Source organism: Bordetella flabilis, from assembly GCF_001676725.1.
GTDB lineage: Bacteria > Pseudomonadota > Gammaproteobacteria > Burkholderiales > Burkholderiaceae_B > Bordetella_C > Bordetella_C flabilis.
Map to the genome: position 1 here is coordinate 884,208 of NZ_CP016172.1, position 24,704 is coordinate 908,911.

The following is a 24,704-nucleotide window of genomic DNA, read 5'->3' on the forward strand; positions in this document are numbered from 1 at the left end:
GACAAGCTGGTCATCAGGCAAATCTAGGGAATTTCCCTTAGCAATCTCTAATATTCTTCCCGGCCGTGGTTCCGTAGTAATTGACTATTTAGTCAAGTTTTATTAATCTGGACTCCATGCCGGAACCGCTGAGCGACGTACCGGAAACTACACTTTGGAGTGCATGTAATGGCTATCGCCCGTCATCCGCGGCCCCCCGAACTGGCCAATGCCACGTTGGAAGAGATCGAACAGAAGTACATCGCACGGTTCTCCAACCGCGTGCCGGACTGGAATGCTTTCGAGGATGCCAAGATCGAAGGTTTCAAGCGCGCCCAGCACCGGTTCATTGGTGCCGGCGGTTCGGGCAAGGTGGGCGACACCGCCGTCATCCCGGCACGTGGTTTCACGCTGAGCATCATGTACGTCAACCCGGGCCAGGGGAACGCAGCGCACACGCATGAAGTCGAGGAAGTCTTCTTCGTGTTGAAGGGTTTCCTGGACGTATTCATCCAGGACGAAGGCGGTGAACCGCGCTGGACGCGGCTGGGGCCGTGGGAATGCATCGCCTGCCCGCCGGGGGTCATCCATGGCTACGAAAACCGCAGCCTTGAACCCGTGTATTTTCAAGTAATGCTGGGACGCGCCAAGCCCGAAACCATGGGCTACGCCGACGAGGACCTTTACAAGCGCCGTTCTGCCCATCTGGACGCCAAGCACCTGTAGCAGGTGCGCGGCTTGTCCGCGCAAACTCGTCTAGAATGGCGGCAGTGTGCCTGCGCAGGCGCTGCCGCCTACCGGCCGCATGTCGCCGGGCCATCGAGGAAGACCAGAAAAACGCCCACATGACCTCCCCAGACGCTCCCACCGAGGCACGCCCCCAGCGCGACAAAGCACGGCCCGTGGTGCGTCGCGAAAGTTCCCGCAAGACGCGTGAAACCATCATCCAGGCAGCCCTGGACGAGTTTTCCAGTAAGGGATATGACGGTGGCCGTGTCGACGAGATCGCCTTGCGGGCTGGCATCAACAAGAACGTGCTGTACCACCATTTCGGCAACAAGGATGACCTGTTCACCGCCGTGCTGGAGTACACCTACGATTCCATCCGCTCGCGCCAGAAGGACTTGCAGATCCGCGGCATGGATCCCGTCGATGGCATGCGGCGGCTGGTGGTGTTTACCGGGCAGGTCTGGGTGCGCTTCCCGGAATTCCAGCGCATCCTGTCGAGCGAAAACCTGAACCAGGGCAAGCATATTGTCGGTTCGGCCACCATCCGCGAGATGTACAACCCGCTGCTCGACACGATACGCAGCCTGCTGGAGCGCGGCCAGAACGAGGGGCTGTTCCGCGAGAACATCGACGCGGTCGACCTGTATATTTCCATTACGTCGCTGACGGCGCATTACGTCAGCAACCGCTACACCTTCGAAGCCATCTTCGGCCAGCGCCTGATGACCGCCCAGCGTATCAAGCAACGCCTGGAACATGCCGCCGACATGGTGCTCAGGTATCTGAAGCCCTAGCCGGCAGGCGCAATCGGCCTGCGGCGGCGTGGGCCGCCCTCTGCGGGCATCGCATATCTGACGGACGGGAATCCCTCTGGGGGCGGCGGTGACCAGCCCCGTGCAGGCCCGGCCACCGCCGTCGTTCAGATCGCGACTGCGGCCACGCGGTTCCGCACGGCGCGCACGATGGACAGCGCCGCAAGCATCGAAGTCTTGGGATTGTCAGGCAAGGTTTCGCCGGCGGTCCGAATATCCAGCTCGCCGAAGGCGCCGCGCGCGACAATCTGATGGTTGTTGCGCGTCACGCCAGGGTCGGCGATCAAGGTTACCCGGGTGCGGTCCATGCCGATACCGGCCAGGCCCACCATGGCGGCCACGTTGGCGTTCTTCGGAAACAGCGAGGCCGCTTCGCGCGCCGTACCTTCGAAGAACACCGTCGGCTCGGTCAATCTTTCCAGGTCGACATGTGCTTCGGCCGCTGTGCCCCGCCAACCGGCGGGCGGCTTGCGGCCGACGTACTCGACCGATTCCAGGCCTTGCTGGCGGGCGGCGGCAAGCGCGTCGATGCCCGCGACAGCGCCCGGCACGAGCGTAAGCTGCGCACCGCCGGCCCGCGCCGCCGTTTCCAGCGATTCCGGCAAGCCACGCTCGCTCAGCGCCCCGACCGAGGCGATGATCACGTCTACGCCACGGCGCAAGAGCCTGGGTACGGCGCCAGTCACCGCGCTGTGGCCGGCGCACTCCAGCGCGAAGTCCGGCGTGGCGTCGAGCTGGTCGACGTCGCCGACGACGACCGCGGCGTCTTGCAGTTGCGCCTGTGCATCGGCGACGAATTCCGCCGGCACCACGACATGCGTGATACGCAGGCGGCCGTCTCCAGCCAGGGCACGATGGACGTAGCTGCCCATCGCGCCATAGCCGATGAGCACTATGGATTGCGGTCCGCTTCGCCGCGCCTCAACCACGATCCTGCTCCAGCTTGCGCCAGCGGGAGAAGCGCCGCTCCACCAGTTGCACCAGTTCTGTCAATACGACGCCCAGGACCCCGATCACGATGATGGGTACGAAAAGCTTGGCCGTGGCGAACAGGTTGGCGTAGTAGACGATCATGCCGCCCAGCCCGGTCTGGGCGGTCAGGAATTCGGCCACGATGATGCCGATAATCGCCTGCCCCACCGTCAGCCGGATGCCGGTCATGATGAACGGTACGGCCGAGGGCAGGAGTATCTTGAAAAAGATCTGCGGCCGCGTCGCGCCATACGCCTTGCCTACTTCGAGGATGGACCCTCGAACGTCACGTATGCCCGCATAGGTGTTGATGATGACCGGAAAGATGGCGTTGGAAACCAGGATGACGATTTTGCCGGTCGTGTCCAGGCCAGCCCAGAGCATGATGAGCGGCACCAGCGCGATACGCGGGATCGCGTAGAAAGCGTTGACGAAGGGATCGATGATGTATTCGAACAGGCGCCACTGGGCCATGGCGATTCCCAGCGCCACACCGGCGATGATGCTGATCACCATGCCGATGGCGAACGGGTACAGGGTGGCCATCAGCGCCTTGCCCAGCTCGCCGCTGGCGGTCAGTTCGACCGCAGCGTCGAAGATCCGCGTGGGCGGGGCCAGGAACAGGGGGTCGATCTTGCGTCCGAAATACTCCCATAGCAGCAGGAATGCCACGACGGACAGCGTGCGGACGATATTCGGGTGGGCGACCCACCACTTGGGGGTCGGGCGGCCGGCATCGATGGCGCCCTGCTTCGATACGGTGGCGGCGGAACTGCTCATTGGGCGGTCTCCATCAGCATGGCGCGCAGGTCGTTGCGGGCTTCGCCGTAGGCGCGGTGCGCGCGCGGGTCCCCGCCCATCCGCTCGTCCTTCAACGGCGAGTCGACGATGGCCTTGAGGCGCCCGGGGCTGGGTGTAAATACGAAGATGCGGTCCGACAGGACCAGGGCTTCGTCGATGCTGTGCGTGACGAACAGCACGGTGGTGCCGATGTTCGCCCAGATCTTGAGGAAGTCCTCTTGAAGTTTTTCACGCGTCTGCGCATCCAGGGCGCCGAAAGGCTCGTCCATGAACAGTACCTTGGGCTGCCGCATCAAGGCGCGCGCGATGGCGACACGCTGCTGCATGCCGCCAGACAATTCGTGCGGATAATGGGTCGCATACTTGCGCAGCCCCACCAGGTCCAGCAGTTCCAGGCCGCGCTCCTTGCGTTCTCCGGTAGCCACGCCGTCGAGTTCCAGCGGAAACCCGACGTTGTCGATTACGCTGCGCCATGGCAGCAAGCCGAAGTGCTGGAACACCATGCAGGCGTCCTTGCGCGGGCCATTGACCAGCTGGCCGCCGATCGTGATGGAACCTTCAGCCCATTGCGTCAGGCCCGCGGCGATGCGCAGCAAGGTGGTCTTGCCGCATCCGCTGGGGCCCAGCAGGGAAATGAATTCGCCGCGCGCAATGGTGGCGCTGACATTGTCCAGGGCGACGATGCGTTGTGGCATGTCGCCATTCGCGGTATCACGGCCGTAGTAGTACTTGCTCACGCCGCGGATATCGACCATCGGCAGGGCCGCTGCTGCGCTGGTTTCCGGCATGGCGAAGGTGTCGGCTCTTAGCACTGAAAGGCTCCCCATGTCATTTGCTCCCGCCCAGGTCCTTCATCGCCGCGTCGATGAAGCGGTAGTCGAAGATCTGGTTGGTGTCTACATCGGTCTTGAGCATGCCGGTGCTCTTGAAAATGTCCAGGGTGGCGTTGACCTGCTCTTTGGAAATCCCCCCGTTCACGCCCCAGACCTTGTTGCGATTCAGTTCGGCCACTACATCGGTGGCCAGGCCCTTGTCGATATCCGGATAGCGTTCCAGCAGGATCTGCACGGCCTCGTCCGGATGGTCCATGATGAAACGCGAGGCCTTGATGCCGGCGGTGGTGAGCGCCTGCAGCTTGGGCTTGAGGCCGGGGTCGTCGATGCGGTCGTTGCGCACCAGGTTGTAGACATAGCCGATCTGCGGGTAGGCGCTGCCCATGCTGACCAGTATCTTTATCTTGCCGGTACGCACACCCGTCACGGCGCTCAGGGTGTTGACCATGCCAGCGCCAGCACGTCCGGCCAACAGCGCCTGCACGATGTTGGCATGCCCGCCGGACACGGCGATGAAGCGGATCTTGGAGATGTCGACGCCGTTCTTGCGGAATAGCAGCTTGCTGAACTCTTCCGGCGGCCCGCCCGGTCCCGTGCCCGCGAATATCCTGCCTTCGATTTCCTTCATGGTGGCGATGTCGCTGGCGACCACCAGTTCGTAGTCGTTGACTCCCTGCCAAGTGCCGATGGCCTTGAACTTTGCGCCTTCCCCGGCGGCGGCGAAGGCGTTGAAGGCACCCACGATGGCGACGTCTCCCGTGCCGGCGAGCAGTGCCCGTACGGCGTTCGAGTCGCCGCTGACCTGTATGGCCTCGGCGTCCAGCCAGCCCTTCTTCTGCGCAACGAGGTACGGCAAGGCGAGGGTCGCGGACGAGGTGGGGAAGACGAGCTTGAGCTTATCGGCAGCGGACGCGATCCCGCCCGAGACAATGCCCAGACAGATGGCCGCGCCCATGACGGCGCGCTGCAGGAAGGTTGCGGATTTCATATGCCCTCGCGATGTCGAATGATCCATGCGCCGCCGATATGTGTGGGCGGTCGGAAAATTATTGACTACATGGTTAAGTAACACAAGATCAAAAGCGGTTCTTCGATGCAGTGTTTACCCTGACCACGCGCTGTTTAGCGAACGTCTTGAGGGCGTATGGGGCGCCGCAATATCGACGTTCAAGGCAGAGAAAGTCAGGCGGAACACACGTTGAACATCATGAATTTTAAGGGAATAATCCGATATGGGTGAGGCGGGAGCGGGGGCCGGCATACGACCGAGGCGAGTCGCCATGCACCGCCGCGACGCACGGCGCACCAATGCATCGCTACCTGCACTACCTTTGGGATTTTCAGGCGAATTATTGACTGTATGGTCAAGTTAATCTAGAGTTACAGGCTTCGATGACCCGGAGACCGCGGCAATGGAAATGACCGGCGAACAGCGCATCCCCGCCTTGCAGGATGCTGTTTGGGCTGCGCTGAACGACCCCGATGTATTGAAGGCTTGTATTCCGGGGTGCGAATCGATCGAGAAGCAGGCGGATGACGAATACCGCATCAGCATGCTCGCGGCGGTCGGGCCGGTCAAGGCGCGCTTCAATGGCAAGCTCTGCATACGGGACGTCAATGCGCCGCACGGCTACGCGCTGGCCTTCGAAGGGTCGGGTGGCGCGGCGGGGTTTGGCAAGGGGGGCGCCACGGTTGCGCTGGCGCCAGCGGATGACGGTACGGACCTCCGCTACGTCGCCACCGCCGAGCTCAGCGGCAAGCTGGCCCAGGTCGGGTCCAGGCTCATCGACGGCGTGGCCAAAAGGATGGCGGCGGAGTTCTTCGCGCGGTTCAAGGCGACGTTTACGCCGGGCGGCGGGCAGCCGCCCGGGAGCTCGGCTATCCCCGTCCCGGCAGCCCCGGACGCGGCTTCCTTCTCGCGAGGCGCCGTCGGCGGCCCTGCATCCGCCGCTCCGGAGACTGGTCCGGGTTCGTTGGCCGGCACGCGCGCGGGCTTGCATCCCGGTGCCATGCCTGACCGGAGTATCGAGAAAGAATTGCGGCTATGGCAGACCGTCGCTGTCGTCGCCATCGCCGTCGCCTGCCTGGCAATCGGCTATATCATCGGCGCGCATTGACGCGCGCGACGGAAGCCCGGAACCCGGATCAGGGCGGCACCTCCTCCGGCGCCGCCCCGACAGGACCGGACGCGGCGAATCACTTCGACGCCTGATCCAGCTGCCACACCAGTTTCACCGGATCCACCGGTATCGCGTTCACATGCAGCCCGAACTCCGATAGCGCGTCGTCGATGGCCGAGCATATCGTGGAGGTGACCGGTATGGTACCGACCTCGCCCACGCCCTTTACGCCCAATGGGTTCGCGTCGGTCGTCGTCTGGGTGAAGATAAGTTCCAGGTGCGGAATCTCGGTCGACGTCGGCAACAGGTAGTCGGCAAACGTCGTGCTCAACGGCTGCGCGTTCTCGTCGTAACGCATGAACTCGAACAAGGCGTTGCCGATGCCGTGCACGATACCCCCGTGGATCTGTCCTTCGACAACCAGGGGATTGATCAGGCGGCCGCAGTCGTGCAGCGCGACATAGCGAAGCAGTGCCACGTTGCCGCTATTCACGTCCACTTCGACCTCGCAGGCATGAAAGGCATTCGCATAGGTCATCGCGTCAGGTTCCCAGCACACCGTGGCCTCCAGGCCCGCGCCGGCGCCCGGCGGCAGGTCGTAGCCCGGGATGCCACGCAGCGTGCGGGCGATTTCCGCGAGCGTCACAGCCTTGTCGGCCTGGCCTGGAACGTAGACCTTGCCATCACGCACTTGCAGTGACTGCTCATCGACCTTCAGCAGGTATGCGGCCACCTTGCGGGCCTTGGCTTGTACCTGGCGGGCCGCCAGCAGCATCGATGAGCCGCCCGTGACCGTCTGGCGGCTGGCGAAACCGCCGATGCCCATGGAGATGGCGGCGGTATCGCCCGAAACAACCTGCACATCGTGCACGGGCACGCCGAGGACGTCGGCGACGATCTGCGCCATGGCGGTGCGCAGACCCTGGCCCATCGCCATGGCGCCGGTTGCAGCGCTGATGCGGCCCGTCGCGGATACCTTCACGGACGCCGATTCAAACGGGCCGCGCCCCGTTCCCTTCACGGCGTGGGCGAAGCCGATGCCGATGTAGCGACCCTGGGCCCGCGCCGCCGCCTTGCGTTCGGCGAAGCCGGCATAGTCGATGGTGCGCAGTACGGCTTCCTGGCTTGCCAGGTAGTCGCCGGTGTCGAGCGTGATCGGTTTTCCGGAGCGTTGCTTGAGCGGTTTGACGTAGGGCAGCTTGTCCGCGGCCACGAGGTTGCGGCGGCGTACCTCCGCGCGGTCCAGGCCCATGCCGTAGGCCACGCGGTCCAGCAAACGCTCCATGACGAAAGCGCCTTCCGGATAGCCGGCCCCGCGCACGGGGATGGTGTAGACCTTGTTGGTCTGCGCCACCGCGGCGTCGATGGAAAAACTGGGCACCACATACGGCCCGGTGACGCCCGTCGCGGCGTTGTACGCGCAATTGATGCCCTGCGGCGTGTACGCGCCCTGGTCATGCACCAGGCGTCCGCGGATGCCGAGTACCCGGGCCTGGTCGTCCACCGCGATTTCGACGTCCCAGTACTGGTCGCGTTCCTGGATCGACGCGACGAAGTGTTCGGCGCGGTCCTCGATCCACTTGACAGGCTGGCGCATATTGAACGCCACCGCTGCCACCGCGATCTCCTCGGGATAGATCAGGAACTTGGCGCCGAAGCCGCCGCCCACGTCGGGCGTGATGACGCGGATGCGCGACTCGGCCAGCCCGAGCAGCTCAGCCAGCGTGAACTGCAGCTCGTGGGCCATCTGCGTGGACGACCATACCGTGAGCGTGTCCCGCAGTTCGTCGTATTCGGCGACCACGCCGCGACCTTCCATGGGGTGGGCGCCGCCGCGATGCTGGTGCAGGGATTCGCTGAATACATGCGCCGCCTGCGCGAAGGCCTGGTCGCAGTCGCCATAGGCGACGGTGAAGCGGGTAAGGATATTATCCGGGAACTCGGTGCGCACGCGCGGGGCCTGCGGATCGAGCGCCTGCCGGCAATCGGAAATGGCGGGCAGCGGCTCGTAGTCGATCTGCACATCGCCCGCGCCATCCTCGGCGGCGTAGCGGGTGGTAGCAAGCACCATGGCTACCGCTTCTCCGACGAAACACGCCTCGCGGGGGGTAAGCACGAAAGGAGTGATGCCGGAGGGCAGCGCCGTTGTCGGGAAGCCCAGCGGCATCCGCAGATTGCTGAGATAGCCCGCCATTTCTGCGGCGGTGACCACGGCCACCACCCCTTCGCGGCGCATGGCCTGGGCCGTGTCGATATGGCGGATCATCGCGTGCGCATGCGGGCTGCGAACGAAGGCCGCGTACAGCGCGCCCGGCACATCCACGTCGGCCACGTAGCGGCCCTGGCCCCGCAACAAGGGCCCGTCTTCGATGCGTTGCGTGCGGCGGCCGATATGTCCTTCGGCTTGCGTCGCCGCCGGCGTGCCCGGGGCGTCCCTGGCGGCGCGCACCGGGGCTGGCGCGGGGGCGCCAGCCCCGCCGATGTCCTGGTCGTGGCGATAGCTGGGGTTCATGCTGCCTGGCTCCGCTGGTTGCGCTGGCGGCGCAATGCTTCCATGGCCGCCGCGACGATATTCTGGTAGCCGGTGCAACGGCATAGATGTCCTGACAAGGCGTCGCGAACAGCGGCTTCATCGGCATCCGGCTGGTCGCGCAGCAGTTCGGTCAGCGTCATCAGGATACCGGGCGTACAGAAACCGCATTGCAGGCCGTGCAGCTCGCGAAATGCCTGCTGTAGGGTGTTGAGTTCGCCCTGCTTCTCGAGCGCTTCGACGGTCTGCACTTCGTGGCGTTCGGCCTGGCGCGCCAACATGAGGCAACTGCGAGCGCTGTGTCCGTCTACCAGCACGGTGCAGGCGCCGCACACGCCATGTTCGCAGCCCAGGTGGGTGCCTGTCAGGCCGAGTTCGTTGCGCAGGCAATCGGCCAGCGTGGTGCGAGACTCGACAATGGCCGGCCGCTTTTCTCCGTTGACCATGAGCACGATGCCGTGCAGTGCGCCTTTGTCCCTGTTCATCACGCTCTCCCGTGCGCGCCGAGGGCGCGCGCTAAGGCCTGCTCCATTGCCTGCTGCAGCAGCCGGGTCGCCAGGCGCTGGCGATACCAGGCAGGATAGGCCGGGTCCTCCAGGGCGTCGCAGTGGCCGGCCACCGCTGCGGCGGCATGCAAGGCCTCGGGCTCGCCATTGCCCTCGACCAGCAGCCGTTCCGCCTGAGGCAGGCGCAGCGGCGCGGCGCAGACGCCTCCCAAGGCCAGCGCTGCCCGTGCCAGCTTGCCGGCGTCATCCCGTTCCAGCAGCGCACAGGCCGAGGCCACCGCGAAATCGCCGTGGCGTCGCGCATACTCGACGAAATGCCAGCCATGTCCGCGCCGCCATGGCCGCAGGCGGATCTCGACCAGCAGTTCGTCCGGCGCCAGGCAGGTCGACATGAGCCCCACGCCGAACTCGCGCGCGGGCACCACCCGCCGTCCGCGCGCGCTCTGGATAACCATGCGCGCGTCCAGTAGCACGCACATGGCGGGCAGCTCCGCCGACGGATCCATATGGCAGACGCTGCCGCCTATGGTGCCGCGGTTGCGTGTCTGGCGGTGGCCCACGTTCAGGACAGCCTGGTGCATGACGGGTACGCGGTCCGCGATCAGCGGGGAGAACTCCAGATCGCGCTGGCGCGCCATGGCGCCGATGACGATCTCATCGCCTTCCTCGCGGATATGGGACAGGTCTTCGACTCCGTTGAGGTCGATCACATCGTCCGGCATGGCCAGCCGCATGTTGAGCATGGGCATGAGCGACTGTCCGCCGGCGATCACGCGGGCATTGGACGCCCCGGCGAGCAGGTGCAAGGTTTCCTGCAATGTGCGTGGCTGGTGCAGGTTGAATGGCGCGGGTTTCACATCGGTCCCCGGTGTCGTGCGCGGCGTATCGCTAGATTTTCGTCAGGTCCAGCGAGGACTGGACGAATAGTTCTTCGGGCGCCACCTTACGCGCCGACAGACCCTGCTCGTAGTGATACCGGGTGAAGGTTTCCAGCACGTGCCTGTTGTGCTCGTAACCGTAGCTCCAGTAGTCCTCGCCCATGAGCTTGCGCGCTTCCTCGAACTCCGCCACGCCCCAGGGCAGGCTGTTGAAGAGGTGGCCGATTTGTCCCAGTTCGTACATGGCGAACTCCTTGGCCTTGATGAAGGCCTTGAAGACGCTCACAGGCAGCCAGGGATGCTGGTCGACCAGCGACTTGCGGATGCCGATGACGTGCATGGTGGGAAAAATCCCGGTGCGGCGGAAGTAGTCGGCCTCGGTCTCGCGGTAATTGGGGAAGAGGCGGTCGACATGGGGCGCTCCCTTCAGGAAACACGAAGGCGCTCGAGCGCTGATGAGCCCGTCGAGTTCGCCGGCCTCCAGCATGCCGGACAGCGTCTTGTCGTCCGGGATCTGCTGGAGGTCGATATCGTCGGGAAGCTTGATGGGCGCGCGTTCGCCGCGGCCGGCATCTTCCAGGCCGCCCCGGCGCCAGTGCACCGAAGCGGGCTTGAGACCGAAGTCGTCCTGCAGGATGCCGCGTATCCACACGTTGGCGGTGATCTGGTATTCCGGCAAGCCTATCTTCTTGCCAGCCAGGTCCGCGCCGCTGCGGATGCCGCGATCGGTGCGGATGTACACGCCGGAATGACGGAACAGGCGTGAGACAAAGGCCGGGATCGCCACATATTCGTTTTGGCCGCGCGACGTCATCATGGTGTGGCTGCTCAGGGACATCTCGGTGATGTCGAATTCCTGGAAGCGGAAGGCACGATGAAATGCCTCTTCCGGTTCCACGGCCACGCCGATGATGTCGCAACCTTCCACCGGCGCACGTCCGTCCAGCACGGCGCGCGTGCGGTCGTAGTCGCACACGCCCAGACTCAACTGCAATTTAGCCACGATTTCTCCAGCTGCTTGGTTGATGATGAATGCGCCGTGCGGCGGCTAGCGGACCGCCTGAGTCGCGCAGTCGCGCATGAAAGCCATGATTTCCCTGCCGAGTTCGTCCTCGGCGGTGTTGAAGTGGGCGATGATCGACGTATGGTTGTGGCCGCGGGCATAGGCCATGCGCGGCGCCTGGCGCTTGGCCACCGCGAGCCGGTGCGCCAGCTCCAGGCAATATAAATCGATCAGCGGGTTTTCGTATTCGGCGAAGGCGATGAAGGTAGGGACGCTTTCGGGGCCGACGTGGGTCACGGGCGATACATCGTCATAGACCGAGGGGTCCGAGCCGTAATAGGCTTCCACCTTGCGGGCGTTGGGATTTTCCGGGATGTTCTCGGCACGCACCCGGCCGCTCACGACGATAAGGCCCGCCACGCCGTGGCCCGACGACGGCTGATGCCGGGCGTCATAGGCATACGAGGCGGCGTGCGCCGCGCCCGCGGAATGTCCCATCAGGAATATCCGGTCGGGGTCGCCGCCGTGTTCCGCGATGTGCTCGCGGACCCACGCCACCACGCCCGCAACGTCCTGCGTGCCGCTGGGGTAGGTATTCGCGGGCGCCAGGCGGTATTCCATGTTGACGCCCACGCAACCTTGCCGGGCGAAGTAATACAGCACGTTGGCATAGACCTCCGGGCTGCGGTCGCGATGACCGTCGACGAAGGCCCCGCCGTGCACGAACACCACGACCGGACGCGCGCCGCCGGTATCGGCGCCGCTTCCGCCCGGCGTGTAGATATCCAACTGCTGGCGCGCGTCGCTGCCGTAAGGCAGATCGCGCAGGACCTCGACGCCAGACTTCGGCGCTTGCGCCAGGATGGGGGAATATGCCTGAACGATGCGTCGCACATTATTGGCGACGTCCTGGCCCCACCGAGGGCCGAGTTCCGCCAACAATTGGCGCAGCGAATCCGGGATATGAGGGGCGCCTGGCATGCTCAGGCTACCGGCCGGATGCCAATGAACTTCAATTGCGAGAGCTCTTCCATGGCATAGCGCACGCCTTCGCGGCCGAAACCGGATTGCTTTACACCGCCGAAGGGGTAGGTATCGAGGCGGAAGCGGCTGGCTTCATTCACCCACATCGAGCCCACTTCGAATTCGTCGGCAAATCGCAGGGCGCGTGCAATGTCGCGGGTGAAGACCGCGCCTTGCAAACCGAACGGGGAATCGTTGGCCAGGCGCAGCGCCTCGTCGACATCGCCGGCGCGTTCGACCACCACCAGGGGGCCGAAAACTTCGTCGCACCACAAACCTGCGCTGCGCGGCACGTCCACGAGGATGCCGGGACTGACGATGCATTGCTCCTGGCGCGGTTCCAGCGCGTAGCGACCGCCTCTGGCAATGGCGTCGCGCGCCATTGCCATGACTCGTTCGGCCTGCGCCAGCGACACCATGGGGCCGAGATCGGTCCCGGCGTCGTTGGGGTCGCCGGCGCGCAGGGCGCTTGCGGCCGTGACGAAGTGGTCCAGGAATTCATCGTAGACCTTCGTGGCGACGATCACCCGCTGCGCCGATACGCATTGCTGGCCGCTGGCTTCGAAGCCGGCGGCCGCGATACGGGTGGCGGCGTCGGCCAGGTCTGCATCGTCCAGCACGATGTTGGCGGCGTTGGAGCCCAGCTCCGCCACGAATTTGCGGGCGCCGGCGGCGCGTATCAGCGCTTCGCCGGCCTTGGTGCCGCCCGTGAAAGTGACCACGTCCACCTGCGGGGCGCCAGCCAGCGCCTGCGCGGGCCCGCGGTCGCCGGTGACGACGTTGAAAAGGCCGGCCGGCAGCCCCGCCCGCACGAACAGTTCGGCAACCATCAAGGTCACGCGTGTCGCCGCCGGGTGCGGCTTGACCACGACGGCATTGCCGACCGCCAAGGCAGGCGCGACTTTCTGAATCAATAGATTGATCGGCGCGTTGAAGGGCGTGATCGCGGCGACAACGCCATAGGGTACGCGCCGGGTGATGCCGATCCGGCCGCTGCCCGCCTGCGTCACGTCCAGCGGCAACGACTCGCCGCCGAAAGTCTGGGCTTGCGCGGCGGTGGCGCGCAGGAATTGCGCTGCCCGGCCCACCTCGAACGTCGCCGCGCGGCGCGGCTTGCCGATGTCGCGGATGATCAGGTCGACGAGCCCGGCCGCGTGGGCGTCGATAGCGTCGGCCGTTTTTGCGAGCCATCCGATACGGTCGGCCACGGGCAGCTTGCGGGTGGCGTGGTACGCCTGCGCGGCGTCCTGCACGGCCCGCGTGACGATATCGCCCGGCGCATCGATGAGTTCGCCGGTGTGGGTGAGGTCGACCGGTGAGACGAAGGATAGGGCGTTGCCCGCATGGTCCACGTTCGCGCCATGGATAAAACTCTGGATCTTTGCCACTCCATCCCCTTGCCGATGCGCGCGGTAGCCTCACGATGGCACCGCCAGACCGCTTCAATAGTTAACCAACTGGTCAACAATGTCAATACACGGAAGGGATTACCCTAGGTGATAAGAGGCGTATACGCTATGCGGCGGCGGCATGGGCAGTGGGTTGGTCCATTTCAAGGTGACTGGTTAGTCAATAACCTGAGGCTGGTGAGGCATGGCACGGCACCAACCTGGCGCGGCGCGGGGCCGTCGGCGGAGAAGTCCGTCAAGAGCGGCAAGCTGCGGGCCATTGGCGTCAGCAGCCCCACGCGCGCAGCCTTGTTGCCCGACGTCCCGGCGATCGCCGAAGCGTTGCCCGGCTTCTCCGGCGACTTGTGGGTGGCCTTCTACGCGCCGGCCGGCACACCGCCGGCCATCGTCGAAAGGTTGTATCGGTCGGTCGAATCGGCGCTCGCCTCGCCGGCGGTACAGGAGCGTTTCCAGCAGTTGGGCGTGACTGCGCTGCACGATGGTCCGGCCCAGCTTGCGCGGCGGCAGGAAGCCGAGTTCGAACAGTGGCGCAAGATCGTGAGGGCATCCGGCGCGACGGCGAACTGAATGGGAGGACGCGGACCGCGAGCGGCCATGGGGCGCCGCCGCTGTCCGGCTCGCACAAGATCCGTATCGACAATCCGGCGCATTCCCGCGCGAAACGCTTCGCGGTTTTCCCGGCAGGCCGTCACGCCATGCCGTGGGCCTGTGATAGCGCGGCGCTTCCTTCCTCCTCCAGCCACGCGCGGAACAGGCCCACCATCTCGTTCGCGGACTGGCCTTCGGGAACATAGGTGCAATAGCTGCGCGATGGCAAACGCGGCGCGGCGAATGGCGCGACCAGGCGACCCGCGGCAAGATCATCCGAAACCAGCGCCGTCGGCCCCATGGCGATGCCTATGCCGTCGATGGCGGCCTGGACGGTCAGGTAGAAGTGGTCGAAAGTCAGCGTGGCGACGGGGCGCAGCGCAGGGATCTGCGCCTGCGCAAGCCAGTCCGGCCAGAGCCGTGGAAGGCTGGAGGTGTGGAGCAGGGTGTGTTGCCCCAGGTCCACGGGGTTCCGGAGCGGCACGCGCCGCAACAGCGCGGGACTGCCGACCGGAACTCTTTCCTCGGTCAGGAAAGGTCGCATCGAATAGCCATAGAAGGTATCCGGCCCGCCGCGGATGATCACGTCATGGCTGTCCTTCAGGCTCTCCACCGGCTCGTTGGATGTCTCCACCCTGACGTCTACGTCGGGATGCCGGGCGCGGAATTCCGCCAGCCTGGGCACCAGCCAGCGCAAGGTGAACGTGGCGGGCGCATTGACGGACAGAGTGCGGGCCATCGGCTCGGCTATCCCGTATCCGGCGGTCGCGCGCGCAAGTTGTTCGAACAGGGGCGTGACGTGCGCCAGATAGGCCCGGGCGGCGGGCGTCAGCACGACACGGCGGTTGTGCCTTTCGAATAGCGATGCGCCCAGCCACGTTTCCAGCAGGCGTATCTGCTGGCTGACCGCGCCATGCGTCACATGCAGTTCGGCGGCCGCGTCCTTGAAACTGCCGAGCCGTCCCGCGGCCTCGAAAGCACGCAATGCGTTGAGCGGGGGCAGTACACGCTTCATTTGGAATAGTTTTCCTATCTTGAGGCGCCAATTTATCTGGTTTGTTGGCGGTGGACAAGATAGATATTCTGTTCGCCAGTGCCCCCCGCCTCGGGGCGTCTTTCCACGGCTTTCACCTCGCAGATCACCCATGCTGACTTACACCGGCGGTGCCGTCCTTTTCGCCGCCTTGCTCCACGCCGGCTGGAACGCGATGTTGCATGGCAACCGCGATCGCTTCCTGTCCATGACGTGGATGAGTGTCGCCATCGCGGCGGTCGCCACCGGCGTGGTGCTGTTCGTGCCGCTGCCGGCCGTGGCGGCGTGGCCGTACATCCTTGCATCGGGCCTGCTGCATGTCGCGTACAACGTCAGCCTCGTGCGCTCCTATCGGCGTGGCGACCTGACGCAGGCGTACCCGATCGCGCGCGGGTCTTCGCCGCTGCTGGTTGCGCTGGGCGCGGCCCTGTTTGCCCACGAGTCCATCCGTGCGGTGCAACTGGCCGGCATCGCGATGATATCGGGCGGGATCATCGCGCTTGCCTTGCACGGGAACCGCCCGGGACGCGCGGGCCTGGGGGCGGCCCTGACGACCGGCGCCTTGATCGCGCTCTATACCGTTATCGACGGGATAGGGGTGCGCTCGACCGAAGGACAGGCCCTGGCCTATACCGCCTGGATGTTCCTGTTCTATTGGTTGATGCCCATTCTGTACGTCCTCGTGCGCGGATGGGACACGCTCTGGGCACCGGTACGGCAGACTCCGGTAGCGGTGGCTTCATCACTGGCCGGGGGCTGCGTGTCGCTGGCGGCGTATGGCATCGTGATATGGGCGTTGCAGGCGGGCGCAATGGGCGCGGTATCCGCCTTGCGGGAAACCAGCGTGGTATTCGCGGTGCTGATCGGCCGGCTGTTCCTGCGCGAGACCGTCACGCCGGGACGGTGGTTCGCATGTGTGACCGTCGCGGCCGGCGCGGTCTGCCTGGGGCTGTGATATCAAGCGGAGCGGCGCGCCAGTTCCTGGCCCTGCTCGATGGCTTGGGCAATGGCGTCCACGATTTCTTCGCGCCGGGTCTCGTTATCCACGCGCAAGGCATAGGAGGGGTGCCATGTGGCCACCAGCCAGGTATCACCCAGGCGCACGGGCGCTTCCATGTAATCGCGCATGCGGGCCTTGCGACGCAGGATGGCGCCCAGCGCGGTGGCGCCCAGGGTGACGATCACCGCGGGACGCACTCGCGCCAGCTCCTGTTCCAGCCAGTGCAGGCAGGCATCGACCTCCTGCTGCGCGGGCGTCTTGTGCAAGCGCCGCTTGCCGCGCGGAATCCATTTGAAGTGCTTGACGGCATTGGTCAGGAACACATGGTCGCGCGCCACGCCTGCGCGCCGCAGCGCGTCGTCCAGTACCTGGCCGGCTGGGCCGACGAATGCGCGCCCGGCCAGGTCTTCCTGGTCGCCCGGCTGCTCGCCGACCAGCATGATGCGCGCCGTATCCGGGCCGCAACCCGGCACGGCCTGCGTGGCGTGGCGCCACAGATCGCAGCGCCGGCATTCGTCCAGCGAAGACGGCGCCTCACGTTGCGGTTGCGCGCGCTGCGCGTCGACGGCGACCTGCTTGCCGGCCATGGTGCCGACCGCGTTGGCCTGCGCCACGCGGCGCGCGCCGTTGCGGGCTTCGGCGATCATGCCGGGTATCAACGGCGCTTCCGGCAGGCCTTTCCAGAAGCGCACCGGCATGTGCTGATGCAGCGCGGCTTCGTTCAGGCGCGCCGGATTGAACGTACTTTTGTAATACGCCAGCCACAGCGGCTCTATCTCGTCGGCCGGGGCGTCCGCCCGTATCGCCGAGGCATCGGCGGGTGCCTCGGATAGTTGCACGGCATGGCCGTCCCATAGCGCGGCGCCTTGCGGTGTCCCGATCCACCACGACGTGGCGCCCATGCGGCGCGCGAAGTGTTCGGCGGCGTACGCCAGGACGTCGTGCTCGGGCTCGTACCACGCCAGGTATTCCGGTATGCCGGGCGCGTCGCGGCGATGGAAACGCACGTAGGCGATCATGTCATGCTTGGCGCGCCGTACCGCCTTCGCCATGGCGTTCAGGCGGCCGCCATCCTCGTCCGCCGGTGAGGCGACCGCGCGATCGCCGCGGTGCCATCGCCACAGGACCCGGTACATAAAGGCCCAACGTTGCGGGGAGCGGTACAGCGCGGCGTCCTGCAGCAGGGATGCCAGGGCCTTAGAAACGCGGACGTTCGCGTCGCCCCCTGCCGGGGAGCCCTGGTGGTCCGGCGGCGCCGCGGGTTGCGCATAGTCGAGCGCCATTTGCTCCGCGGCGGCCGTCGGCGCCGCGACACGCTCGGTCCACGTCACCGATTCCGGCGGCCATCCCGCCGCAAGCGCGCGCAAGGCCTGCTGCCGCCAGCCCGCGTAGCCGCCGTCGACCACAAGCGTTGGCGAGCCGGCGCCGTGGCCGTTCATCGCGGCGCCACGTGGAGGAAACAGGAAGGCCGCGTCCGCCGCAACGCTTCCGTATGCGAAATCCGCAACGGAGCATGGCCGGGCAGCGGAGAGGTTGTGGAATCGAGCATGCGCGAGCAGGAAATGCCGGTCTGTGACCCTGGAATAGTACCGTTTTCACCCAGCCGTTTCGGACTTGCCGCAGGAACCGGCATGCAACAGCTGTTTCAGACACAAGCTCTGTCCGTGCCCCATGCACGGACCGTGTATTTGGAGTCCTGCCGTGTCTACTGTCGCTGCCGTGCCCGTCGCCAAAGACGGTTTTTTGCCCCATTCCGCCCGCGCACGATCATCCGAAATATCCCCCCTGGCACCGGCGCCCGGCCGCGCAAACTCGGCGAAACATCCGTCGGGGGCGGAACACATCCCTGCAGAAGATATCGCGGCGCGTATCGCGAAGGTTGGGGAGCTCAAGGCCGGCGACACGCAAGACGCCGCGCGCACCGGCGTGGCAGAGCACACGGAAACGGCGCAGCGACTGGTCGCGGCTTTCGTGGAGCACGCGCGCGCGGACCTTGGGCTGGCCGGCACCGATCCGGACCGCGTCGTCGCGGCGTTCTTCGCATCGCGCCCATACGCAGGCGCGGACACCGCCGACCGGTGGCTCGAAAAAGACACGCGCCTGATGCTGCGCCTGGCCAGGGCGTCCGGGCTTTTTGCGGGCGAACCTGGCCAGGCCGACCTTGGTCCCGGCCATCGCCGTCTACTGGCCAACGCACTTGCGCTTGCGCTGACCCATCCTATCGACTGGAATACGGCGCTGAATGCCGATACGGCCGATCGCAGCGCGGTGTGCTACGACGGCATCACCCTGCGCAATGCCGCCCACCTGACGATCAAGGAGGCGGCCGCCGCGATCGATGCCCGCATCGGCCGCGTGCTGGCAGCCTCCGCAGCCACCCAGGGGCTCGCCGGCCTCATCCCGCAGCTAAGGGCCGCCCTCGTCGGCGATCCAACGCTCTCTTTCGAGCCGCTGCCGCACACCGTGCGCTATGGCAGCCGCGATTGGATGAAGCTCTGGACCGGCATTCACAGCTGCATCGCCGCCGGCCTGGATGCCGCGACGCTGTCGATCGCGGAGGTCATGGCGTTCGGCCAGGCAATCGACATGACCGGCCGGCTGCCTCCTGAAAACGGCCTCCTTCTCATGGCGCATGCCGGCGGGAAGGTGGACCTGACGCAGTTGCGGGAAAATAACCAGGCGGAATTCACACGGAAAATCCAGGCCTTCGCCGCCGAGGAATTCAAGGCCGAGATCGCGCTGTCCGAAGCGATCGAGCGCGTGCTCGCGCTCAGCGAACCGCCCACCGCGCGCCGCATCGCCGAGGACGCGCTGAAAGCCCAGGGCCTCGATCCCATGGCTGTCGTCATTGAAGAGCCGGTTACATCCAAGGGAAAGCGGCTGGGCTATAAGCTGCATGACTTCTACGTCAAGTTCAATGACTTGTCCGAGATAGAGTCCAATCAGTTCAATGGCGATCTGATCGCGAAGCGGGACAAGAACGCTCCGCGGTACAGGGACGTCTACAACCGCGTGTTCGACACCTATATCTCCGACTATATAGACGCCCATAAGCGGATCGTCAGGTTGGTGGTCGATATGGCCGCGAAAGATGGCTTCCTCGAAAGCGGCAACGGGTCATCCGTCAGTATCGAACGCATCCAGGTCACCTCGCATCGGGATGTCCAGGCGCATGGTTTCTTTGTCTGCTGCAAGGACCGGCAGGGATTGCATCGATACTTTTTCTCGCCGGCCGGGATCATCGAGAAAGTACCTTCCGGCATGGGGTGGCAGGAATGGCTGGTACAGAACCGCCATGCGGCGCTGACGCAGGACAGCCTCAAGAAGATCCAGGCCGCTTCCGGGTCTGACACGAGCTTTACCTGTTCCCTGGAGTCGACGCTGTCCGGTGCGGCCGCTCGAATCGGCGAGGTCATCGACGAGTATTTCCGGCCCAGGCTGCTGCAAGTCAAGAAACAGAGCGAGCCGGTCCAGGACGGCGTCACCAAGGTCGATCGTGTCCTGGAGATGGTGGTGCCGTTTTACGGCACTTATACCGGCATAAAAAGAGGCGACTATGTTTCAGCGTACCTGTCCTTCCTGACCGGGATGCTGGTACTCGTCCCGACCGCCATTGCCGCCAGCAAGCTGGCGGCGGTCAGCAAGCGCGCCCTCATGATGAGTATCCAGATGACCATCGCCTCGATCACGCGGCGTGGTGTCGTTAAAGGAACGATGCTGGGCATCAGGCACGCCGGCGCCCATCTGCCATCGATAGGGGGCCATGCGCTGCACACCGCGGGGACCCTGCTCGATGCCGTGGTGCCCGTGCCGATCGGCACCCGCTCATTCGGCGAGTTGTTCGCCCAATCTTATAAATACCTGCAGCCGTCCGCGCTAAGCAAAACCGCCGCGACCCTGCGTGACAAGTTTCCGCGCCTGGCCGCCCGGCTTCGGATGCATATTGCCCGGCCCAAGGCGTCCGGCATGAAGTTCAAGCTTTCTCCGAGGTCCGGGACGCGGCCCGCCATCGCGCCAGATGTGCCCACGATCGGAAGCATGCAAGCGCCGTTCGTCAGGACGGTGGCTGACGACGGCGGCACACGATGGCTGCGCCGCTTCGGCAACGGCTATACGATGTTCGACACGCATCGGCTCGCGCCTGTCGGCCCCATATTCGTCCGGGGTAGCGACGGCGCCCTTGCGCCCTCGTTGCAGGTCGCAGAGTTCTCCCGCCATGCCGTCGTGGATTCCACCGTGCTCGCCATACTGCGGCGCACGCCGGTATCCGCCGACGGCACCATCGCGGTGAACGGCAAGACTTTCGCAGCGATCGCCGGATCCTATGTCGAAATCGTGCCGCGCGCGCCGGGGGTGGCCGGGGAACCCATCGCCTGGCATACGCCGGCCGCCACCGGCGATATGCCGACGCTGCTGACCTACAAGCCAGGTGAGGGAGGCTGGATCAGCCTGGTCCGGCCATCGGATGGCGACGACGCGCTGGTTGCGACACTCGATCGGTGGGCCATCGCGGGTCGATCCGCGCCGCCGCCCAAGGCCGATGCGATCGCGCTTATCCGCGAACAGGCGCTGAAGCGCTATGGAGACGACTACGCCGGTTTCCTGCGTGCCAGGGGTGTGAACCTGCAGGACGATCTGGCCGCCGCGGATACGCCCGTGGACGCGGCTGTCGCCTTGCTCGGCCATGGCCGTTTTCTGCATGCCATGCTGGCGCTTGACGCCGTACCGGCCGAGCGTGTCGTCCTCGTGCTCGACAGGCTCAGGCAATATCCGATGGCGGGGCGCGGCGGACTCGCGTCGATGTCCCAGGTACGGTCGAGGATCGCAGGCTATTTCGACGGCGCCCTCAAGGATCTCGGCGCTGGCGAACTGCGGCAACTGCGCGAGGTGCTAGCCGCCCATGGCGACCGCGCCACCGCCCTGCTGCGGCATGCCCGGACCGGCAACGCCGCGCAGCAGCGCCGCGCGGATGAAATCGCCGAAATGGTCGACATTCTGCGCCAGGCCGTCGTTGCCCGGTTGGAACCCGGGGGGAGCGGCGTCCTGGACGGCGCGGCCAGTCTCCTGCCGGGGCCGTCCGCGGCGCCGCTCACAACGAACGAATATCTTGTCCTGGAAAACCTGGGCCTCGCGCCCCGGCCCATCCCGCAGGCCACGCTGGACGAAATGTCCACGGCGCTGCAGCAGGCCGACACGGCGTTCGACAATGCCGTAGCGCAGGTCGACGCGCTGGCGGAAAGCCAGATCCGCGAGCAACTGGATATTGCGCGGACGACGGTGCTGGCACGCCTGGATGAAACGCTGCGCAAGCTTCGCCCGGCGAATGCCGAAGATGCCCGCCTGTTGTATCGGGCGCTGTTGGAGAACAGGGTGATGTCCGTGAACGGACAGTCGTTCGCAGGCCTGGCAGGCAAGTACGGCATCGAAGCCGACGACATGGCCCGCCATCTGTTTCCAAACCCGGGCGCGGCGCGGCCGACATCGGCCGCGCCGCTTGCCGGCTTGGACCGGGCCGCGGCGTCGAGGTACCGCGTCGCGCGGCCGACGAACGTCGTGGCGTTGGCCGGTGACCTGCCCCTGTTCCTCGAAAAACGCACAGGCCGGTTCTTCATCCGCCAGGGGAACGATTGGTTCCAGGTGCGTTGGGACCCGGACAACGACACCTGGCGTATGCTCCATCCCGGCCAGGCCGCCCAACCCGGCATGCCGGTGCGGCGCCGCGGCGGTGGCTGGGAAATCCATAACGCCGTCGGACTTGCAGGCGGCAGGCCCGGCGTGCCCGCCGAGGTCGTGGAACGCTACCGGATCGTGGACGCGGGCCTGCGCAAGACGCTGGAAGATGCGCAGGTTTCCGGGGATGGCACCATCATGCTCGGCGCCAAGCGGTACGCCCGGGTGAACGGCGACTATCTGGAACTGGTGGCGGACCATGCGGCCAGCACATCGGAGAAGCCGATATGGCGGATTGCCGGCGCGTCGTTGCCGGGAACACGGGATGGCGCGCCACGGCTCGCCTGGGACAGGAGCCTGGGCGCATGGCGCGAACCGGAGGCCATTCCCACGGTCAAGGGAGGGGGCGGACGCCACAGCACGCCGGTGCCGGTGGACACCACGCCCAGGATCACCCGGGTCATCAATGTCGATGCCACGAAGGAGATGGCCGAGAGAATCGTGATGCAGCCGCAGAGCGGGTTGGTAACGCCGATACGCCTGAAGAACACCGAGACCGTCAAGGTATCGGAAGAGGTTCTCGCGGCGGCGACGGATCTCACCCACTACCCATGGTGGAAAGAAGAGTTCGACGATTTCTTCGACCTCGTGGTGCTGGACCTGGAGACCTCCGCTTACGTAAAGCTCGATCCGAGCCTGATCGATCCCGCGAATGAGGCGCGCGTCAGGAGGACGATAGAGAATGACATGCGTACCTTCCTGACGGAGCTTTATGCCCGCTCCGAAACATTCCGCGGCCTGGTGAACAATGCGAGGGCCAAAGGCACCCTCAGGAAAGACCGGGCATGGGTGATCCAGATTCTCTTGCCCGATACGCTGAAGGGCGGAAAAGCGACCCTTGCAGGCGTTCCCAGGACGGCCGGTTCCCTGATTCCCGGAACGAGAATCGCCGACGTGAAGAAAATCGTCGTGCCGGATATCAAGTCGCCGCCGATCATGTGCCGTAGCTCCTGCGACGAGATAACCGTTATGACGGGGGTGCTCGTCGACGGTGGAAAATACCAACATTTTTCCTCCGCCACCACGATCACTCATGAGTTCATGCATTTCCTTGCGCTCAAGGATGATCCGCATGACACCCCGGCCCGCGGGGCAATCGAATATTTGACGCAGCGCGTTCTCAAGGAAGCCGGCATCGCGGAACCGCGTCGACTGATGTATATGAACACCGTCGATGAAGATGGCATACCCATCACCCTCATGAAGAACGAGATAGAAAGGCTGCATCGATACGTCGACGCAGAGGACGAGTATCTGTCCACGCGTTTTCCGATGCCGAACCGCCCGCCTGCCTGGAACCCGTCCGCGGGCAACGAACGCTGGTTAAAGGCCGACACGAGTCGTGCGGACGTCGCGCGGACGGGATCGTAATCAGCGCGGTATGTTCGCCAGTCCCCATGGCACCTGGGCGGGCACGCGTCAGCCCGCGCGCAGCCTGACGACCATGAGTGTGGGCCGCCCGGCACGGCTCATAGCAGCGCCAATTGCCGGGGCCGCGGCGACAGCGCGCGCCGCAATTGTTCCGACGGCGGCTCCGCCAGCGCCGGCCGGTAGTCGCGCACCACGATAAAAGGGCGCACGGTGTCCATGGGACAGCGCAGGCGTATCAGATCCTGATAGCGGACGGCACGCACGCGGCGCAGTTCCACCAGCCGCTTCGCGTTGCGCACGCCTATGCCGGGCACGCGGGCGATCAGTCGTTCGGGCGCGCGGTTGATGTCGACCGGAAAGGATTCGCGGTGCGCCAGCGCCCACGCCAGCTTGGGGTCGATGTCCAGCGGCAGGTCGCCAGCCCCTTGGAACAACTCCTCGGCGCGAAAACCATAGCCGCGCAAGAGAAAGTCGGCCTGGTACAGGCGGTGCTCGCGCAGCAGTGGGGGGGCCTGGGAGGGCAGGCTGGAAGGGCTGTCCGGAATCGGGCTGAAGGCGGAGTAATAGACGCGCTTCAGCTTGTACGAGCCGTACAGCGTCTGCGCTGTCTGCAGGATGGTACGGTCATCCGCATCGTCGGCGCCCACGATCATCTGCGTGCTCTGGCCGGCCGGCGAGCTGCGCGGCGCGCGTTTATCGCTCTCCGCTTCTTCCTGGGCCAGCCGGATCGAACCCATGGCCCGTTTGATGGTGTGGGCGTTTTTCTCCGGCGCCAGCCGTTGCAGGGCGCCGTCGGTAGGCAGTTCGATGTTTACGCTGAGGCGATCCGCATAAAGCCCGGCCTCCGTGATAAGCCGGGGATCGGCGTCCGGGATGGTCTTCAGGTGGATATAGCCGCGAAACTGATGGTCCTCGCGCAGCGACCGCGCCACGTGCACCAGTTGCTCCATCGTGTAGTCCGCGCTTCGTATGATTCCGGAGCTGAGGAATAGCCCGTCGATATAGTTGCGGCGATAGAAATCCAGGGTCAGGTCGACCACTTCGCGCGGCAGGAACCGCGCACGCGGGACATTGCTGGAACGCCGATTCACGCAGTACTGGCAGTCGTACTGGCAGAAGTTGGTCAGCAGGATTTTCAGCAGGGAGACGCAGCGGCCATCGGGCGTGAAACTGTGGCAGATGCCGGCGCCGGTACTGGCGCCCAGCCCGGGACGCGCCTGCGAGTCTCTCCTGGGCGCGCCGCTGCTGGCGCACGACGCGTCGTACTTGGCCGCGTCCGCCAGGACCTCGAGCTTTTTGAGCAGTTCCATTGCCATCCGAAAACTGTATGGATATACAGCATTGTACGCAAGGCAGCAGGGCTCGCAAGGCAGCGCCAACGGCAGAG

The 24,704-nt window shown here is 65.3% G+C and carries 19 protein-coding genes; 6 read left to right on the forward strand and 13 right to left on the reverse strand.

The window, feature by feature from the left end; translation table 11 throughout:
- Positions 1-168: 168 nt before the first annotated feature.
- Positions 169-705 (forward strand): cupin domain-containing protein, encoded by a 537-nt coding sequence (locus BAU07_RS03905; RefSeq protein WP_066654320.1) that lies wholly within the window; start codon positions 169-171, stop codon positions 703-705.
- Positions 706-824: 119 nt separating this feature from the next.
- On the forward strand, positions 825-1,502 hold the full coding sequence (locus BAU07_RS03910) for a TetR/AcrR family transcriptional regulator (protein ID WP_066654322.1): 678 nt from the start codon (positions 825-827) through the stop codon (positions 1,500-1,502).
- 125 nt (positions 1,503-1,627) lie between these two features.
- On the opposite strand, the gene BAU07_RS03915 is transcribed toward BAU07_RS03910, so the two are convergent.
- From BAU07_RS03915 to BAU07_RS03930, 4 genes are read right to left on the reverse strand one after another with little or no spacing between them, the layout of a single operon-like run.
- Positions 1,628-2,392 carry an aspartate dehydrogenase gene (locus BAU07_RS03915; RefSeq protein WP_066664740.1) on the reverse strand — a complete coding sequence of 255 codons (765 nt, stop codon included), beginning with the start codon at positions 2,390-2,392 and terminating at the stop codon, positions 1,628-1,630.
- A gap of 49 nt (positions 2,393-2,441) precedes the next feature.
- Complete coding sequence (locus BAU07_RS03920) at positions 2,442-3,272, reverse strand: ABC transporter permease (RefSeq protein WP_066654324.1); 831 nt, start codon at positions 3,270-3,272, stop codon at positions 2,442-2,444.
- On the reverse strand, positions 3,269-4,120 hold the full coding sequence (locus BAU07_RS03925; protein WP_084025288.1) for an ABC transporter ATP-binding protein: 852 nt from the start codon (positions 4,118-4,120) through the stop codon (positions 3,269-3,271). Before BAU07_RS03925 ends, BAU07_RS03920 begins: the two co-directional genes overlap by 4 nt.
- A 1-nt stretch (position 4,121) precedes the next feature.
- Positions 4,122-5,114, reverse strand: coding sequence for an ABC transporter substrate-binding protein (locus BAU07_RS03930; RefSeq protein WP_066654327.1), 993 nt, complete (start codon positions 5,112-5,114; stop codon positions 4,122-4,124).
- 424 nt (positions 5,115-5,538) lie between these two features.
- Between BAU07_RS03930 and BAU07_RS03935 the strand changes: the two genes are divergently transcribed.
- Positions 5,539-6,243, forward strand: coding sequence for a CoxG family protein (locus BAU07_RS03935; protein ID WP_066654329.1), 705 nt, complete (start codon positions 5,539-5,541; stop codon positions 6,241-6,243).
- Positions 6,244-6,322: 79 nt separating this feature from the next.
- On the opposite strand, the gene BAU07_RS03940 is transcribed toward BAU07_RS03935, so the two are convergent.
- From BAU07_RS03940 to BAU07_RS03965, 6 genes are read right to left on the reverse strand one after another with little or no spacing between them, the layout of a single operon-like run.
- On the reverse strand, positions 6,323-8,758 hold the full coding sequence (locus BAU07_RS03940; protein ID WP_084025292.1) for a xanthine dehydrogenase family protein molybdopterin-binding subunit: 2,436 nt from the start codon (positions 8,756-8,758) through the stop codon (positions 6,323-6,325).
- Positions 8,755-9,261 (reverse strand): (2Fe-2S)-binding protein, encoded by a 507-nt coding sequence (locus BAU07_RS03945; protein ID WP_066654330.1) that lies wholly within the window; start codon positions 9,259-9,261, stop codon positions 8,755-8,757. The genes BAU07_RS03940 and BAU07_RS03945 overlap by 4 nt, the downstream gene beginning before the upstream one ends.
- Entirely contained in the window at positions 9,261-10,139 is an 879-nt protein-coding gene (locus BAU07_RS03950; RefSeq protein WP_066654331.1) for an FAD binding domain-containing protein, read from the reverse strand. The genes BAU07_RS03945 and BAU07_RS03950 overlap by 1 nt, the downstream gene beginning before the upstream one ends.
- 31 nt (positions 10,140-10,170) lie before the next feature.
- Entirely contained in the window at positions 10,171-11,166 is a 996-nt protein-coding gene (locus BAU07_RS03955) for a type 2 periplasmic-binding domain-containing protein (RefSeq protein WP_066654333.1), read from the reverse strand.
- Positions 11,167-11,208: 42 nt separating this feature from the next.
- The gene (locus BAU07_RS03960; RefSeq protein ID WP_066654335.1) at positions 11,209-12,144 is read right to left on the reverse strand and encodes an alpha/beta hydrolase; all 936 of its coding nucleotides are present in this window, start codon (positions 12,142-12,144) and stop codon (positions 11,209-11,211) included.
- A gap of 2 nt (positions 12,145-12,146) precedes the next feature.
- Complete coding sequence (locus BAU07_RS03965; RefSeq protein ID WP_084025294.1) at positions 12,147-13,574, reverse strand: aldehyde dehydrogenase family protein; 1,428 nt, start codon at positions 13,572-13,574, stop codon at positions 12,147-12,149.
- 198 nt (positions 13,575-13,772) lie between these two features.
- Between BAU07_RS03965 and BAU07_RS03970 the strand changes: the two genes are divergently transcribed.
- Complete coding sequence (locus BAU07_RS03970) at positions 13,773-14,162, forward strand: Bug family tripartite tricarboxylate transporter substrate binding protein (RefSeq protein ID WP_066654337.1); 390 nt, start codon at positions 13,773-13,775, stop codon at positions 14,160-14,162.
- Positions 14,163-14,283: 121 nt separating this feature from the next.
- On the opposite strand, the gene gcvA is transcribed toward BAU07_RS03970, so the two are convergent.
- Entirely contained in the window at positions 14,284-15,198 is a 915-nt protein-coding gene (gene gcvA / locus BAU07_RS03975; RefSeq protein ID WP_066654339.1) for a transcriptional regulator GcvA, read from the reverse strand.
- Between the two features lie 130 nt (positions 15,199-15,328).
- Between gcvA and BAU07_RS03980 the strand changes: the two genes are divergently transcribed.
- The gene (locus BAU07_RS03980) at positions 15,329-16,171 is read left to right on the forward strand and encodes an EamA family transporter (RefSeq protein WP_066654341.1); all 843 of its coding nucleotides are present in this window, start codon (positions 15,329-15,331) and stop codon (positions 16,169-16,171) included.
- A 2-nt stretch (positions 16,172-16,173) separates the two neighbouring features.
- Here the strand turns inward: BAU07_RS03980 and BAU07_RS03985 are convergent, their stop codons facing one another.
- Entirely contained in the window at positions 16,174-17,655 is a 1,482-nt protein-coding gene (locus tag BAU07_RS03985) for a UdgX family uracil-DNA binding protein (protein WP_066654343.1), read from the reverse strand.
- Positions 17,656-18,142: 487 nt separating this feature from the next.
- Here BAU07_RS03985 and BAU07_RS03990 point away from each other — a divergent pair, with 487 nt between their 5' ends.
- Positions 18,143-23,317 carry an ATP-binding protein gene (locus BAU07_RS03990; RefSeq protein WP_157121965.1) on the forward strand — a complete coding sequence of 1,725 codons (5,175 nt, stop codon included), beginning with the start codon at positions 18,143-18,145 and terminating at the stop codon, positions 23,315-23,317.
- Between the two features lie 98 nt (positions 23,318-23,415).
- On the opposite strand, the gene BAU07_RS03995 is transcribed toward BAU07_RS03990, so the two are convergent.
- Positions 23,416-24,627, reverse strand: a complete 1,212-nt coding sequence (locus BAU07_RS03995; protein ID WP_066654347.1) for a putative DNA modification/repair radical SAM protein — start codon at positions 24,625-24,627, stop codon at positions 23,416-23,418.
- Positions 24,628-24,704 lie beyond the last annotated feature (77 nt).

Bases quoted from the DNA above. Each gene is read 5' to 3' on its own strand.
- BAU07_RS03905 (WP_066654320.1), top strand. From the start codon at position 169: ATGGCTATCGCCCGTCATCCGCGGCCCCCCGAACTGGCCAATGCCACG.
- BAU07_RS03960 (WP_066654335.1), bottom strand. From the start codon at position 12,144: ATGCCAGGCGCCCCTCATATCCCGGATTCGCTGCGCCAATTGTTGGCG.
- BAU07_RS03920 (WP_066654324.1), bottom strand. From the start codon at position 3,272: ATGAGCAGTTCCGCCGCCACCGTATCGAAGCAGGGCGCCATCGATGCC.
- gcvA (WP_066654339.1), bottom strand. From the start codon at position 15,198: ATGAAGCGTGTACTGCCCCCGCTCAACGCATTGCGTGCTTTCGAGGCC.
- BAU07_RS03930 (WP_066654327.1), bottom strand. From the start codon at position 5,114: ATGAAATCCGCAACCTTCCTGCAGCGCGCCGTCATGGGCGCGGCCATC.
- BAU07_RS03915 (WP_066664740.1), bottom strand. From the start codon at position 2,392: ATGGGCAGCTACGTCCATCGTGCCCTGGCTGGAGACGGCCGCCTGCGT.
- BAU07_RS03925 (WP_084025288.1), bottom strand. From the start codon at position 4,120: ATGGGGAGCCTTTCAGTGCTAAGAGCCGACACCTTCGCCATGCCGGAA.
- BAU07_RS03995 (WP_066654347.1), bottom strand. From the start codon at position 24,627: ATGGAACTGCTCAAAAAGCTCGAGGTCCTGGCGGACGCGGCCAAGTAC.
- BAU07_RS03945 (WP_066654330.1), bottom strand. From the start codon at position 9,261: ATGAACAGGGACAAAGGCGCACTGCACGGCATCGTGCTCATGGTCAAC.
- BAU07_RS03910 (WP_066654322.1), top strand. From the start codon at position 825: ATGACCTCCCCAGACGCTCCCACCGAGGCACGCCCCCAGCGCGACAAA.
- BAU07_RS03980 (WP_066654341.1), top strand. From the start codon at position 15,329: ATGCTGACTTACACCGGCGGTGCCGTCCTTTTCGCCGCCTTGCTCCAC.
- BAU07_RS03985 (WP_066654343.1), bottom strand. From the start codon at position 17,655: ATGAACGGCCACGGCGCCGGCTCGCCAACGCTTGTGGTCGACGGCGGC.
- BAU07_RS03940 (WP_084025292.1), bottom strand. From the start codon at position 8,758: ATGAACCCCAGCTATCGCCACGACCAGGACATCGGCGGGGCTGGCGCC.
- BAU07_RS03935 (WP_066654329.1), top strand. From the start codon at position 5,539: ATGGAAATGACCGGCGAACAGCGCATCCCCGCCTTGCAGGATGCTGTT.